The organism is Luteibacter sp. OK325, assembly GCF_003050935.1.
GTDB lineage: Bacteria > Pseudomonadota > Gammaproteobacteria > Xanthomonadales > Rhodanobacteraceae > Luteibacter.
In genome coordinates this window covers 59,979-75,734 of sequence record NZ_QAOX01000001.1, presented here as the reverse complement: position 1 = coordinate 75,734, position 15,756 = coordinate 59,979, and the positions used below count along the sequence as shown (strand labels likewise).

The following is a 15,756-nucleotide window of genomic DNA, read 5'->3' as shown; positions in this document are numbered from 1 at the left end:
ATCCTGCTACCGGCGGAGTCTTGCGGGGCTTAGCAACGCCGCTGTGATGCCGGCTTCCGCAAGGTGCTCCGGCATCGGCTTGCCGAGGATCATCGATGCGCAGGCCTCCGCCATGGCTGCGCTGGTCTGGATGCCGTAGCCGCCCTGTGCGGCGAGCCAGAAGAATCCCGGTGCATCCGGCGCAAAGCCACCGACGAGATCGCCATCCGCGACGAAACTGCGCAGGCCGGCCCAGGTACGGGCGGGACGGCGGATCGTCATCGTCGTGGCTTCCTCGATACGGTGGATGCCCAGGGCGATGTCGTACTCCTCGGGCTGTACGTCATGCGGATGCGTCGGATCGGCGTTTGCGGCCGAGCCGAGAAGCAAGCCTGCGTCTGGCTTGAAGTAGAAGGTTTCATCGACGTCGACGACGAAGGGCCATCCGGCTGCATCGATACCAGCGGGAGCGGCGAAGGTGAAGGCGGAACGGCGGCGCGGCTCGAGACCGATGGTATCCACGCCAGCGAGTTCGGCCACGGTGTCAGCCCATGCCCCGGCGGCGTTCACGACCACAGGCGCGCGCCATTGTTCGTTGACGATCCATTCGCGTCCTTCGCGACGGATAGCGTGGACCCGGGTGTCGACATGCAAGGCGACCCCTTGCGCTTTCGCGCCGCGCAGGAAGCCCTGGTGCAATTCATTGACGTCGATATCGGCCGAATCGGGTTCAAAGAACGCAATGCTCGCGGCGTCGGAACGAAGCACCGGCACGAGTGCCGCGATCTGTTCGCTATGGAGCAAGGTCAGCGCAGGAGTGAAGCGGCGTACGGCTTCAAATGCCTCGCGTACGCGATCAGCCTGTGCCGCGTTGCCGATCACGAGGGCACCACGACGCTGAAGAATCGGGTGCTCGGCGAATCCGCCAGGCGGACATGCCAGAAAGGGACGCGTGGCGCGACTCAACGCCCGTACCTGCGGTGAGCCGTAGCTTTCGCTGAAATGTGCGGCCGACCGTCCCGTGGTGTGGAAGCTGGCGAACGATTCGCGCTCGAGCACGACGACGCGCGCGTGCGGCGCAAGGAACCAGGCGACCGATGCACCGGCGATACCGGCGCCGATCACGATCACATCGACGGGTGTCTCGTTCATGCCTCGTCCTTACGGGATTGCGCGGCGACGATGCTGGTCGCCGCGAGATCGGCGGTAACGTTTCCGAGTGTCGCCAGCGTGTCCGGAAGGGTGTCCACCGCGAGCATGATGCCCAGCGGACCGATAGGCAGGCCCATGGCCTGCGCGACAGGGACGTTGGTTGCGATGAACGTGACCTGCCCGGGCAGGCCGACCGAGCCCAGGCTTATCACCACCGCGAGTGCCGCACCCGCAGCCAACTGTGCCACGCTCAGTTCGATGCCCAGCGCCCACGCGATAAAACTCGCTGAGACGACGTATTGCACCGGGCTGGTGAGCCGGAACAGTGACACCGCCATCGGTAACACGAGCGAGGTCACGGCGGTGGGATAGCCGAGGCGACGGTCCGCGCTTTCGATCATGGCCGGCAGCGAAGCGAGCGAGGACTGCGTGCTCGCGGCGACGACTTGTGCCGGTGCGATCGCGGCTGCGAAGCGGGCGAAGGGCTCGTGACCCCAGGCGCGGGCGACGACCAGCATCAGCGCGGTGACGATGAGATACACCATGCATTCCACCAGCACATAGACGCCCAGCGCACCCAGCATGTGCAGGCCTGCTCGCGCGCAGACGGAAAGGATCAGTGCGAACACGCCCAAGGGCGCGAGCAGTAGTACCCAACGAACGATGACGATCATCGCGTCGGCAATCGCCCGGAAGAACTCCACCGCCAGCGCGCGGCGCTCAGGGGCGATCCGGGTGAGGGCGAAGCCGAGGAACATGGCGAACACCACCAACGGTAGCATCGCGCTCTGCGCCGCTGCCATGACCACGTTGGTGGGAACGATGCCGGCCAGCCAGTCGGACCAGCCGATTGGCGCGGTCGCGGGAAGATGGCTGCCCGTGGCGCTCAACGCTGTGGTGAGCGAATCGCTACGCGGGAACAGCGTGAACAGTGCAGGCGCGGTCAAGGCAGCGACGGCGGCGCCCAACGCAAGCAGGAGCAGGAACACCACGATGGCACGACGGGCGATGCGGCCCGACGCGGCGGCGTCGGTCGCGGTGTTGGCACCGACGACCACCAGCGAAAGCACCAGCGGCACCACCGTCATCTGCAACGCGCTCAGCCATAGCTTGCCCACCGGTTGCACGGCATCGGCGATGCGTTCCGCTACGTCGGGTGCCCATGACGCCAGGGCGATGCCAGTCATGGCGCCAAGCGCGAGGCCAAGGAGGATCCGTTGGGTGGCAGTCATGGGGCTGGCAGGTTCCAGGCTTCGCGCAGGCGAGCGTATTCGGACTTCGGCAGCAGCACGAAGACCGGCTTCTTCTTCGGATCGAGCCAGCCAAGCAGCCGTTCCATCGCGTCGTCGGCCATGGCCGTGCAGCCGGCGGTCGGCGAGGTAGGTGATTTCCACAGGTGGGCGAAGATGCAGCTGCCTGCACCCCTTCGACCGTCGGGATTGTGCTCGATGACAAAGCCAATGCGATAGGCATGGTCGCCATCGAAGTGCAGGTCGCGGCGCATTGGTTCGGTGGCGCCGGCGACAGCCTTCTCACCGACTTTCTTCGCGTCGACGACCTGGTTGTAATAAGCCGAGCTGTCCACGTCCACGCAATAGTCGGACGCAGTCAGGCCGCGGTACGGCAGTGCGGTGGGGTTCTTCTCCGCATAGCCGAACGCCTCGCCGACACGGAACACGCCCGCCGGACTGCGGCCGTCGCCTTCTTTCTTCACCGGGCCATCGTGCCCGGGTGGATTCAGGCCCACGCCCCAGGCGCTACCGTGCTTGCCGATGGTCACATCGGTGGCGGGACCTTCCTGTTTCCATTGGGAGCCTTCGCGGACATACGCGCGCAGCCTTCCATGATCGACGTCCCAGCCGTCGGTGGTCACAACGATCATCTGGCGGGACACCGACCAGGCGGACGGCGTCTCGAAGGCGCCCGTAGACGCGGTGAGAAAGAAGGCGGCCAGGCCGAGAAGCCGACTGAGTGTTCGGGGTGACGTCATGTGGCGTTCCGGTCAGGGTTCGAGCATCTGCTGGATGCGGTCGAGGTTCTGCACCAGGCGCGCATGACGCGCCTCGTCGCCCTCGCACAGGTGGACGAAGACGGTGTCGAGTAACTGCTGCACGGTGGACTGGTAGATCAACGACTGGACGTAGGACGCATCGTCGTGCGCGGCCACCGCCAGGGCGATATCGGCCAGCGCGCGCAGCGGATTGGAGGTATGGCGGGTCACGGTAACCACACGTCCACGCTGCTCGCGGAAATAACGGGCGATCTTGACCAGCGCGGGATGCTTGCCGTGCTCGGAGAACACGATCAGCAGGTCACCCGGCGCGGACATCGCGACCTGCGCCGCCATGCGGCTTACGTCGAAGTGCCGGATAGCCACGATGCCCAACAACGACAGGCGCACGGCGAACCCGCGCGCGTGCAGGTCGTCCTCGCCCAGGCCGATGAGGAAGACCTTCCCCGCCGACTCGACGGCATCGACCAGGCCATGCAAGGTTTCGGCGCTGTTGATGAGGCGAGTCGCTTCTTCGGCACGCGCCTTGCGCTGCCACAGCGCCGCGCCGAGGGGGTCGCCACCCGGGCGTTCGGTGACCGGCATGGCTTCGCTGCCACCTTCCTCCGTGCGGCCGATCGCTTCACCCACGGAGTACTTGAGGTCCGGGTAGCCGCGGAATCCCAGCTTCTGGGTGAACTTGACCACGCTGGACTGGCTGATACCCAGTGCATTGGCCAGTTGCTGCGACGAGTAGTCGCGCAGCAGCTGGGCGTTCTCGAGGATGAAGTCGGCGATACGCCGCTCCACCGCCGACATGCGGTCGCGTTCGGAGCGGATCTTCACCAGTGGCGACATGGCGGCGTCCCTCAGAGCGGCTCGAGGCCGCGGATCTCGCGGATACCAAGGCCCGGCGCATCGCTCACCGAGATCTCCGATTCGTTGAAGTTCACGCCGCCATCGACGGGGTTGTACGCACACAGGGAAGGCCCATCGAGATCGACCTTGGTGATGACATCGGATTTTGCCACCGCCACATGCACGGCAGCGGCGACGCTGATGCTGCTCTCCAGCATGCAGCCGATCATGCATTCGATGCCATAGAGGCCGGCGATGTCCGCGATGCGGATGGCATGGGAGATACCGCCCGTCTTCATCAGCTTGATGTTGATGATATCGGCGGCACGCATGCGGATAAGGTCCATGACTTCCGCCGGCCCGAAGACACTCTCGTCGGCCATGATCGGCGTGTGCACGCGCTCGGTGACATAGCGCATGCCTTCCAGATCGCGTGCCTTCACCGGTTGCTCGACCAGTTCGAGGCGTACGCCCGCATCTTCCAGCGCATGCAGTGCGTAGACGGCTTCCTTTGCCGTCCAGCCCTGGTTTGCATCGAGGCGGAGCAGGGCACGGCCTTCCACCGCGGCGTAGATCGCGCGGACCCGCTCGATGTCCACGCCGATATCCTTGCCGACCTTGATCTTCAGCGACTCGAAGCCGCGTTCCACCGCGGCGACGGAGTCGGCGACCATCTTGTCGATGTAGTCGACGCTGATGGTGATGTCGGTGGTGATAACCGGGTCGCCCCCACCAAGGAGCTTGTACAGCGGCGCGCCATAGAGCTGGCCCCAGAGGTCGTAGACCGCAATCTCCACCGCCGCCTTGGCGCTGGTGTTCTTCTCCATGGTGCCCTGGATCAGCTTGGTGATCCGGTTGAGATCGGCGATGTCTTCGCCGATCAGGCGTGGCGCTATGTAATGGCGGATGGCGTCGACGATCGAGCCGTGGGTGTCGCCGGTGATGACCGCGGTGGCCGGCGCTTCGCCGTAGCCCACGTTGCCCTCGTCGGTATGCACCATCACGACGATGTCTTCGACCTTGTCGACCGTGCGCAAGGCCGTCTTGAAGGCAGTCTTCAATGGCACGCGCAGCATGCCGAAGCGGATATCGGTGATCTTCATGGAGTCTCGCTGGGCGGATTAGCGGATGCGCACGATGCTGGTCATGCGATCGACGAACGTCTTGTCGTCGCTGAACATCATGGGTAGGAGCGGTGTCACCGAAACCTCGTTGAGCTTGATGCGACGCAGGCTGCCGTCGGCCTGCCTGTAGCTCATGCCGCCCACGTCGTGAATGACATAAGGCTCGCCGTCAATCTTGCCGATTACCATCATCACGTGGCCAGGGATGTAGACGAGGTCGCCGACCTCCAGCGCCATCGCTGCCTTCACGCGCGCATCGTGGCTGTCCTTGTCGGTGTAGACGGTATGGGTGAGGCCGGGGCTGATGCTCTGGTCGCGCGTGTTGCGCGGCATCTGCACGCCCATGCTCCGGTACACGTCGGAAACGAAGCCGCTGCAGTCACGGCCGTTGTAGGCATGACCCCAGCCGTAGCGTTCGCCGAGGAACTTGAAGGCCTGGCGCACGATGTTTGCCCGGGTGAGCGGCAGGTAGTCGGCCGAGGAATCCTGGTTCCGCTGGAGCAGGGCGGGATGGAACGACAGCGCGCCCTGCGCACCGCGCACGGGCAGGCTCAGCACCCATGAGGTGTACGGGCTCTGGCCGTTCACCGGCTGGTCCTGCGGCAACGAGGTATCCAGCGGTACGCGCGTACCCATGTCCAGTTGCAGCTCCGAAACCGCAGGTGCCTCGGGCGTGTAGACGGTCAGCGGTCTGGCGCCGGTGACGATGCGATATGGCGTGGCATCGGCATGCGCGAACACCGCGGCGGGCTCACCATAGGCCACCTCGTCGGCGTGCATCCAGGCCGCATAGCGCGGGCTGACGACGAACACCCACTTGCCGTCCTGGCTCGTATGCACCACGACGAGCGGATCGCCGGGGAACAGCGTGCTTTCCTGGAAGCGATCGATGTCGGTGTCACCGGCGTGGCTGAACACACGAAGGTCGGTGGGATAGCCGCGCAGTGCGCCACGACGGGTGGCCATGCCATAGCGCGGGGTTACCTGCGCGGGAATCGCGGTGAGGGCGGCGTTGGTCATCACCGCGTCGATGGCCGTGGCGGTCACCGGCTTACCTTCGATGTCGAACAGCGGCTTACCGGGGCGGCTGGTCAGCTTCTCGATCCATCCCTTCACCTGCTCACGTGGCAACGCGGCTGGCAGGTGGCGGATGTCGTGCATCGATGGATCGAGCGTGGCGACGCGCTCGTTGATCGCCGCGATGGCCGCCGTATCGAGCACGACCTTGTCGGCGTCCGGCAGGCGCGCGACCCAGAATTCCGGCGAGAGCTGCGCGTCGGAGATACCCGGTATCCCCGAAGGCGGCACGGGCGTGTCGCGCGCCGCGACGGCCCCACCCAGGGACAGCAAGAGCATGGCGGCGAGCAAGGTGTGGCGAAGCGTCGTCATAGCGAGATCCTTGGTCAGGAAGCCAGCGCCGAAAGCACCGTGGAGACCACGAGACCGAAACCAGTCCCGAGGATATATCCGAGCAGCGCGAGCAGGATGCCCACCGGCACCAGCGAGCGCGAATACGTAGCGGCTAGCACCGGCGTGGCCGCCACGCCGCCGATATGGGCGAGTGAGCAAATGCCACACAGATACAGGTCGAAGTGAAAGATGCGTGCGGCGAGGCAGAGCAGCACGGCATGCAGGGTGATCACGGTGACGCCGGCGAGCAGGTACACAGGTGCCGCGGCGATGCCGGCGAAGCTGCTCTGCGAGGCAAGCACGGCCACGACGAAAATCAACATCGCGCTCGATACCGTCTGTGCACCGGGCAATCGTGCCAGCGGTGTATGCGCCACGACCAGGCCGGCGCCGGTCGCCAGCAGGATGGTCCAGGTGGTGGCGGAGACCATGCTCCCGACAGGCAGTGTCGCCCCGAATACGCTGGACAGTGCGGCCACCAGCACGGCGAGGCCGAGCCAGAGCAGCACGCTGTCCGGCGTGGCGGGAGCGCGCGGCGCGGCCTCGGCGACGGTAAGGTCCGCACTCGATACCGCACGCGTCCAGCGGTTGAACGCGGGCGCGAGCCGGGCCACCGCGAACAGCACCACCACCCACATCGAGTAGCAAAGTGCGTCGGTAAGCAGGGTCGTCGCCAATGCCGTATCGGACATCCCGATCGCCTGCTTCACCGCGATCATGTTCGCCGTGCCGCCCATCCAGCTTCCTGACAGGGAGGCCAACGGCATCCAGCCGTTGCCCGGCATCCAGTGACGGAAGATCAGGAAGGCGAGCAGGAAGGCGATGAACAGGCTGATCGAGGTGCAGACGAAGACGCCGAGCACCCGTGGGCCCAGGGCAAGGATCGCGCGCAGGTCGCAGTTGATCATCAACAGGAAGAGCAGGGCCGGCACGAGCCGCGCCACCAGCATGTTCTGCGCCGCGTGGATCTCCACCGAGGCCGTCCAGAGGCCGGCGACCGATAGCGCGGTGACGGTGAGGTAGGTGAGGACGATGGGTGGAAGGATCTCGAATACCTTCCAGCCGAAACGCCGTTCGATCGCGGGCCAGAAGCCGGCGGCAAGCAGCATCACGGCCAGGTAAAGCCAAACCGACTGGATCACGCGTCCCTCCCCGGGTGGTGTCACGACGGTCGTCAGGAATATGTATTCCGAACGAGGTAGGGCGAAGCATAAATTATTGACCGCGCTTTGCAAGCATGTTACACAGCCCTGACGCACGTCCACCCACCACGGTTGCATCGGGGATACCGAACGGTGAAAGCGGCCACACGAAACGCAATAGTTTGCGCTGCCATCGCGGCCGCCTTCCCGTTGGCCGCGTCAGCCCCCGTTCCCGAACCAGCCCCCATTCCCGAACCAGGCGCGTTTGCCGGACCAGGCTCGGTAGGAGCCGACTTCGTCGGCGATGCTCCGTCGAAGCAGATAGACGCAGGCCGCTTCAAGGCAGCCGAAGCCTCCATCGCAACCGCCCTGGCGAAACCCGGCCTCACCACCGGACAGCGCAGCACCCTCGAATTTCAACGCGAGCGCATGCGCCGCATCCTCATCGACTTCACGCTCGACGCCGACGCGGTAAAGACGCGTCTGCGCAAGCAGATCCCCGACCTCACCGACGCGGAATTCGCGAAGTGGGACGCGGCCGGCCTGCTCGAGAAGCAAGTCATCGACGGGCGCACGCTCTACTTCAAGCGTGCACCGGGAAACCTGTTCCGTATCAGTGCCGAGGCGTGCGCCCGCCGCAAGGAGCAGGTGCCCTTCGATGACGGCCCCAACGAAATCCTCAACGACCATCACCGTGCCGTGCGCGACGCTGCACTCGCTAACCACGCGACCAGTGTCCTGCCACGTCGCGAGAGCGTGACCCAGATCCTCACGGTGAACGCCGACGCGGTGCCCGCGGGCGAGACGATCCGCGCATGGATTCCTTATCCACGCGCGATCGCAGGCCAGCAGGAAGACATCCGCCTGACGGCCAGTGATCCGGTCAAGGTGGACATCGCGCCCGAATCGACGCTGCAGCGCACCGCTTACCTCGAAAAGAAAGCCGAGGCGGGCAAGCCCACCGAATTCTCGATCACCTACGAACTGACGCTTTACGCGAGCTACGTGGATATCGATCCGGCCAAGGTCACGCGCAGTCCGATCACACCGGCGCTGGCAGCCTTCGTCGCCGAACGCGCACCGCATATCGTCTTTACCGATGCCATGCGCGCGTACTCGAAGAAAGTCGTCGGCAACGAAACCAATCCCTACCGCATCGCCCAGAAGTTGTTCGCCGCGGTAGACACGATCCCCTGGGCGGGCGCACGCGAATACTCGACCCTTTCCAACATCAGCGACTACACCCTGCATGCCGGGCACGGCGATTGCGGTGAGCAGACCTTGCTGTTGATGACCTTGTTGCGCCTCAACGGCATTCCAGCCCGTTGGCAGTCGGGCTGGATTTTTTCCGACGGCAAGTACAACAACATCCACGACTGGGGCCAGGTCTACGTTGCGCCCTATGGCTGGGTTCCTATGGACGTGACCTTCGGCCGCCTGATGGCCGGAGCGAACGCAAAGCCGGGCGACGACAAGCTCGAGTGGTTCTACCTCGGCGGCCTGGATGCCTACCGCATTGCCTTCAACGACGACTATTCACAGCCGTTCGCGCCGCCGAAGACCTTCTTCCGTTCGGAGACGGTCGACTCGCAGCGCGGCGAAGTCGAGTGGAAGGGCGGCAACCTTTACTTCGATCAGTTCGATTACGACTTCCGGTGGCACCGTGTCGATACACCGCGAGGGGGCGGTGACACGGCGCGCTGACCGGACAACGCACGACAACCCGAAACATCATCTTATGGGAGTGGGGAGATGGGGGAGATCAAGACGAACCGGCGCGTCCTGCGTCACGGCGCTTTGTGCATGGCCATTGGCCTGGGCCTTGCCGTATCCGGCAGTGCCTTCGGCGCGAACACCGACGGCTCGATCGTCGGCCGTACCAAGGCGGGCGCTACGGTCACCGTGCGCGACCCGGGCACCGGCCTGACACGCACGGTTACCGCGGACAACGCAGGCAATTACCGCTTTCCGTTCCTGCCGATCGGCCACTACCGGCTCGAGAGCAGCAAGGATGGCAAGCCGGTGGGCGCGACCGAGGTGGACGTAAGCCTGGGTAATTCCACCACGGTGAACCTGGTCGATCGGGATGCCGCGACCACGGAACTGGAGGGTGTGCAGGTCAGTGCGCCAGTGGTCGTCTCGGCAGTCGATGTCAGCTCGACCGAAATCTCGACCAATGTAAGCCGCGAGGAAATCCGCCGCCTGCCGGTTGATCAGAACGTGCAGTCCGTGGCGCTGCTGGCGCCGGGTGTGAATAAGGGCAATGCCGGGTTCGGCGGCATCTCCTTCGGCGGTTCGTCCGTGGCCGAGAACTCGTTTTATGTGAACGGACTCAACGTCACCGACTTCTACAACCGCAACGGCTTCTCCGAAGCGCCGTTCGCGTTCTACCAGGAATTCCAGGTCAAGACCGGTGGCTACTCCGTCGAGTTCGGCCGCACCACCGGCGGCGTGGTGAACGCGGTGACCCGTTCGGGTACCAATGAGTTCAAGACCGGCGCGGAGATGACCTTCGAAGCCAGCGACTGGCAAGCCACCACGAAGAACCGCTACTGGGATGGCGAGCGCTACATCACCTCGTCCGAGGATCACTACTCGCGTACCAAGATGAACGTGTACGCGTCCGGACCCATCGTGAAGGACAAGCTGTTCTTCTTCGCCATGTACGAGGCGCGTGGTTACACCCCGCAGAACACCGACAACCTCGGGACCGTGCTCACCCAGAACGACACCGATTCCGGCTTCTGGGGCGCCAAGGTCGACTGGCATATCAACGACAAGAACCTGCTCGAGTTGATGGCCTTCTCGGACAAGGACAAGAACCTCGGCTCGGTCTACAACTACGACTACGACACGGACACCACGAGCAAGAAGAACGACGAGATCTACAGCAACACCGGTGGCCTCAACTGGAACGGCACGTTTACCAGCTACATCGTCGACGACCTCTCGATGAAGCTGATGTACGGCCGCAATCAACGCGAGGACTTCACCCGTGCGCAGTCGGACATCGACTGCAACCCGGTCGCGAAGGTCTCGGCCGTACCCGGTCCGGGCGTCCCGCTCGGCTGCAGCACGAGCACGGCGGTGGAGAAGCGCAACGATACGCGCAAGCAGGGCCGTGCCGACTTCGAGTGGACACTGGGCGACCACGTGCTGCGCTTCGGTTACGACCATGAAGTCGACACCTCCGATTACTCGCGGCGCTATCCGGGACCGGGTTCGTACTACTACAACATTTACTCGACCACGCCCGGCGCGACCATCGAAAACGGCGGCGTCGTGCCTCCGGGTTATGACGCCTACGTGCGTGCACGCAGATATGAGATCGACGGCACGTTCGAAACCACGAACAATGCCTATTACATCGAGGACAACTGGAACATCACGCCGGACTTCCTGCTCAACGCAGGCCTGCGTCGCGACGCCTTCGACAACAAGACGGGCGAGGGCGCCAGCTATATCAAGATGGACAACATGATCGCTCCACGCCTGGGCTTCTCCTGGGACCTCAAGAGCGACGGCACCACGAAGATCTTCGGCAACCTCGGGCGTTACTACCTGCCCGTGGCGAATGTCATCAACATCAAGCAGGCCGGCGGCCTGCTTGACGAGCGTACGTACTACGCCTTCGACGGTTATCAGATCCTCGATCGCAACGGTTCGCCCTACGCCATGCCGATCCTCGGGCCGCAGATCGGGGCGGTGGACGACTCGCAGGGTGATGGCACCGTGGGTGACCTGCGCGCCGAAGTCGACAAGAAGATGAACTCGGTCTACCAGGACGAGGCCATCCTCGGCTTCCAGCAGGCGCTCGACGACAAATGGTCGTGGGGCGTGAGTGGAACCTACCGTAAGCTGCACAATGCCATCGACGACATGGAGATCAGCGCCACCCCGCAGTGCGGCGGTGATGGCTACATCGGCTACGTCATGGGCAACCCCGGCAAGAAACTCACGGTCTATGGGGATACCAACTGTGACGGCACGCCCGACGGCTACATCAATATCGATACCTCGAAGCAGGGCTGGGCGATGTACGACGCCGATGGCAACTACCTCGGCCAGCGCGGCTGGAAGAAGCCTAAGCGCACCTTCGGCTCGCTGGAGTTCCAGATCGATCGCGCCTGGGACGAGAAGTGGATGTTGAATGCCTCGTACGTGCTGTCCTGGAACCGCGGCAACGCGGAAGGACCGGTCAACTCCGACACGAACTTCGACGACACCGGCCGTACCGAGAACTTCGACGACCCCTGGGTGAACCTCAACGGGGGCTACCTGCCCAACGACCATCGCCATCAGTTCAAGGTCCGCGGCACCTATGCGATCACCAGGCAGTGGCAGGTGGGTGCAGACGTGACGGCGCTTTCCGGTAGCCCGATCACTGGGTATGGCGTGGGTAATCCCTATGACGCCACGGTTTACCACAGCTACTTCATCTGCGTGGAGAACTGTGCCGATCCCGTGTCCGAGAATCGCGTGTACCAGCGTTCGCCCCGCGGCGCGGACCGCACGCCGTGGACGTTCAATCTCAACGCCAGCATCACCTACCTGTTGCCGTTGGACGAGAAGAACAACCTGCGCGTGAAGCTCGCTGTGTACAACGTGCTCAACCAGCAACGCACGCTGGGTGTCGACCAGGATCTTCAGACATCGGTCGGCGGGCTCAACCCGACCTACCTGCAGCCTCAGCGCTTCCAGTCCCCGCGTTTCGGTCAACTTACTGTCTCCCTGGACTTCTAAGGTCCACTTGCCGGCACCCCAGGACCGGGGTGCCTTTTTTTAAGGGAGGCAACGATGAAGCGACTCGTTCTACTTAGCCTGGGCTTCTGCGCCGCCACGCAGGCTCAGGACCACCCGCTGACCCTCGACACGCACGTCGATATTCCTCTGTCGTACATGCACGATCCCAGGTTCGATGCCGGGAAGGACGGGCCGCTGAAAGTGGACCTGCCGAAGATGCGCCGGGGCGGCCTTGATGCCGCGTTCTTCGTGATCTACGTGGAGCAGGGCCCGTTGACGCCAGCGGGCTACGCCAGAGCTGTATCACAGGCGGCACGCAAGTACGACGCCATCGATCTCATGCTGAAGCGCTACCCGGACCAGATTCGGTTGGCGCGCACGCCGGCCGATGTGCGTGCGAACAAGGTGGCCGGACGGCTTTCGGCCATGATCGGCATCGAGAATAGCTACTCGCTCGGCCACGAGCTGCATCGCCTCGATGTGGCTTACGCACGTGGGGCGCGTTATGTCGGCCTGGCGCATGTGGGCAACAATGATCTCTGCGGTAGCTCGTTGCCGAAGGAGGAGCTCGGCGACAAGCCCGACAGCAACCTCGGTCTCACCGACTTCGGCCGCCAGGTCGTCCAGCGGGCCAATGCGCTGGGCATGATGGTCGACGTTTCGCATGCCTCCGACGCCTGCGTCCGCGATGTGCTCGCGCTTTCAAAGGCGCCCATCATCGCCTCTCATTCGTCCGCGCGTGCGATTACGGACCACCCGCGTAACCTTCCCGACGACTTGCTGGTGGCCATCGCGGCGAAGGGCGGTGTCATCCAGGCTGTTGCGTACAAGGAGTTCCTGAAGAAAGATCCCGCACGCGAGGCCGCGGAGAAGACGCTGCAGGACAAGGTGGCCCATGGGGCCGGCGACAAGAGTTACGACAGCGAAAAACACGACTACCTGCCTGCTTATGTCGAAGGCATGAAGGCGATCCAGCGCGAGCACCCCCTGGCGACGCTGGACGACTTCCTCGACCATATCCAGCACATGGTGAAGGTGGCAGGCGTCGATCATGTCGGCATCGCTTCGGATTTCGATGGTGGCGGCGAAGTGACGGGGTGGATGGATGCCTCGGAGACGCGCAATGTCACCGCAGGTCTGAAGCGCCGGGGCTTCTCCGACGTAGACACCGCGAAGCTGTGGAGTGGCAACCTGCTGCGAGTCTGGGCCGCCGACGAAGCGGCCTCGGCCGGTTCCCTGGACAAGCTGGTCGACGAAGCCGTTGCGCGCTACCACATTCCTGGTATCGCCGTCGGCGTGATCGAAGACGGCAAGGTGGTTTACACCCGGACCGCGGGCGAGCTGGTCGCCGGCTCGGGGCACAAGGTCGACGACAAGACCCTGTTCAAGATTGCCTCCAACAGCAAGGCGATGACCACGGCGCTGCTGGCCCGGCTCGTGGCCGCTGGCAAGCTGCACTGGGACGACCCGGTGACGAAGTACCTGCCGGACTTCCGCATGAACGACCCCTGGGTCACTCGCGAGATCCAGGTGCGCGACTTGCTGATCCACAACAGCGGGCTACGTGAAGGTGCGGGCGACCTCATGCTGTGGCCCGAGCCGAACGACTTCACTCGCAAGGATATCCTCGCCGGCCTGGCCTACCTGAAGCCCGAGCACAGCTTCCGCTCGCGCTATGCCTACGACAACCTGCTCTATGTCGTGGCGGGTGAGGTAGCCGCCGCGGCGGGTGGCGTGCCGTATGAAACGCTGCTGCGGCGTGAGGTGTTCGAACCGCTCGGCCTGAGTCGTTGCCAGATCGGCACCTGGTCACGCGATGGCGTGGGCAACGTGGCCCAGCCACATCGTCTGGGCGAACATGGCAACGAAGTGATGAACGCCGACCCTGCCACCGTGCCGGCGATCACCTCGGCAGCCGCGGGCGGCGTGCGCTGCGATCTGCACGACATGTTGCGCTGGGCCGGCAACTGGCTCGCGCCGGATGCGACACAACTGTCCTGGCTGGACGCAAAGCAACGCGAACCGTTGTGGTCTATACAGAATCCCATGCCGGTTGGCCAGCGCCGCAAGAACTGGAACGACACGCATCTCTACGGTTATGGCTATGGCTGGCGCCTCGCCGATGTGGACGGGCAATGGAGCGTGTCGCATACGGGCACGCTGTCCGGCATGTATTCCACCGTGAGCCTCCTGCCGGAGAAACACAGCGGCTTCGTGATCCTCATGAATGGTGGTGGTGAGGACGCGCGTGACACGCTCGCAGAGGTCCTGCTCAAGCGCTTCACCGCGCCGGCCGAGGTGCACACGGTGGGCGAGTACGCCGATCGCATCGTGGCCGAGGCCTCGGTGCCCGGTGCATCGAGGGCCCCGGACACGTCGTCGCGCGTCGCTGCCACCACGAAGGATGCAAGCTCGATGCTCGGCGTGTGGCGCGATCCGTGGTTCGGCGAGGTGAGTATCTGCCCAGCAAAGGAGGGGGTGCGCTTTGCCGCCGCGCGCTCGCCGGTGATGACCGGCATGCTCAAGCGCGTGGGCACGCGATACCTCGTACAGTGGAATGGACAGCGCATGGACGCCGAGCCCTGGCTCGACCTCCCTGCACCGGACCAGCTGCGCCTGACCAAGGTCGATCCCGATGCCGATTTCAGCAATGACTATGAAGACCTGGCTTTTACTCGCCTGCGCGCTTGCCCTTAGCGCGCAAGCCGCCGAGCCCCTATCTCGGGTGTCGCCGGCGCGCACACCGCAGGAGGCCGGGTTGAGCGACATCCGTTCGCTGGTGCCGGACATCGCCGAGGACATCCACTACGCGAAGAGCGACAACTTCACCGGTGCGCCGGTCGACGGCTATGGCGCGCCGAAGTGCCTCCTGCGTACGGCCGCCGCCCAGGCGCTCGCGCGGGTGGAGGCAAGCCTGCGCAGGGACGGGTATCGCCTGCGGTTATGGGATTGCTATCGACCCGCGCGCGCGGTGGCGGCGTTCGTTCGTTGGGCTGGCGATCTTTCCGAAACACGTACCAAGGCCGAACATTATCCGAACCTGGGCAAGGACAAGCTGCTTGGCGAGTACATCGCGCCGATCTCGGGCCATAGCCGCGGCGCCACCGTCGACCTCACGCTCATGCATTGCGAAAGCACGCGTTGCACGCCGTTGGACATGGGCACGGACTTCGATTTCTTCGATCCGCGCGCGCATACCGACAACCCTGGGGTGTCCGCCGTGCAGCGCGCGAACCGGCAGCGTCTGCTGCAGGCGATGGCAGCCGAAGGCTTCGTCAACTACGCGCTCGAGTGGTGGCATTACTCGCTGCCATCCGCAGTGGCCGCCGACACCATTTACGACGTTCCCGTGGAGTGA

At 64.3% G+C, this 15,756-nt stretch carries 11 protein-coding genes; 4 read left to right on the top strand and 7 right to left on the bottom strand.

The features are described from left to right. Positions 1-6: 6 nt before the first annotated feature. From C8J98_RS00340 to C8J98_RS00310, 7 genes are read right to left on the bottom strand one after another with little or no spacing between them, the layout of a single operon-like run. Positions 7-1,131, bottom strand: a complete 1,125-nt coding sequence (locus C8J98_RS00340) for an FAD-dependent oxidoreductase (RefSeq protein WP_107909844.1) — start codon at positions 1,129-1,131, stop codon at positions 7-9. After that, on the bottom strand, positions 1,128-2,363 hold the full coding sequence (locus tag C8J98_RS00335; RefSeq protein ID WP_107909842.1) for a cation:dicarboxylase symporter family transporter: 1,236 nt from the start codon (positions 2,361-2,363) through the stop codon (positions 1,128-1,130). Before C8J98_RS00335 ends, C8J98_RS00340 begins: the two co-directional genes overlap by 4 nt. Beyond that, positions 2,360-3,121 carry a L,D-transpeptidase family protein gene (locus tag C8J98_RS00330; protein WP_107909840.1) on the bottom strand — a complete coding sequence of 254 codons (762 nt, stop codon included), beginning with the start codon at positions 3,119-3,121 and terminating at the stop codon, positions 2,360-2,362. The genes C8J98_RS00335 and C8J98_RS00330 overlap by 4 nt, the downstream gene beginning before the upstream one ends. Before the next feature lie 12 nt (positions 3,122-3,133). Beyond that, positions 3,134-3,979 carry a MurR/RpiR family transcriptional regulator gene (locus C8J98_RS00325; RefSeq protein WP_107909838.1) on the bottom strand — a complete coding sequence of 282 codons (846 nt, stop codon included), beginning with the start codon at positions 3,977-3,979 and terminating at the stop codon, positions 3,134-3,136. A gap of 11 nt (positions 3,980-3,990) precedes the next feature. Further along, on the bottom strand, positions 3,991-5,082 hold the full coding sequence (locus C8J98_RS00320; RefSeq protein ID WP_107909836.1) for a dipeptide epimerase: 1,092 nt from the start codon (positions 5,080-5,082) through the stop codon (positions 3,991-3,993). Positions 5,083-5,100: 18 nt separating this feature from the next. Continuing rightward, positions 5,101-6,492 (bottom strand): SH3 domain-containing protein, encoded by a 1,392-nt coding sequence (locus tag C8J98_RS00315; RefSeq protein ID WP_107909834.1) that lies wholly within the window; start codon positions 6,490-6,492, stop codon positions 5,101-5,103. Positions 6,493-6,506: 14 nt separating this feature from the next. Next, a complete protein-coding gene (locus tag C8J98_RS00310; protein ID WP_107909832.1) occupies positions 6,507-7,655 on the bottom strand; it encodes a DUF819 family protein in 1,149 nt (382 codons plus the stop codon). Between the two features lie 321 nt (positions 7,656-7,976). On the opposite strand from C8J98_RS00310, the gene C8J98_RS00305 reads away from it, so the two are divergent. The 4 genes from C8J98_RS00305 to C8J98_RS00290 are packed head-to-tail and all read left to right on the top strand — an operon-like array spanning position 7,977 to position 15,756. Then, a complete protein-coding gene (locus C8J98_RS00305) occupies positions 7,977-9,359 on the top strand; it encodes a transglutaminase-like domain-containing protein (protein ID WP_233260098.1) in 1,383 nt (460 codons plus the stop codon). 48 nt (positions 9,360-9,407) lie between these two features. Beyond that, positions 9,408-12,398, top strand: a complete 2,991-nt coding sequence (locus C8J98_RS00300; RefSeq protein WP_199229764.1) for a TonB-dependent receptor — start codon at positions 9,408-9,410, stop codon at positions 12,396-12,398. Between the two features lie 54 nt (positions 12,399-12,452). After that, on the top strand, positions 12,453-15,095 hold the full coding sequence (locus C8J98_RS22435; protein ID WP_107909830.1) for a membrane dipeptidase: 2,643 nt from the start codon (positions 12,453-12,455) through the stop codon (positions 15,093-15,095). Beyond that, entirely contained in the window at positions 15,034-15,756 is a 723-nt protein-coding gene (locus C8J98_RS00290) for a M15 family metallopeptidase (RefSeq protein WP_107909828.1), read from the top strand. The genes C8J98_RS22435 and C8J98_RS00290 overlap by 62 nt, the downstream gene beginning before the upstream one ends.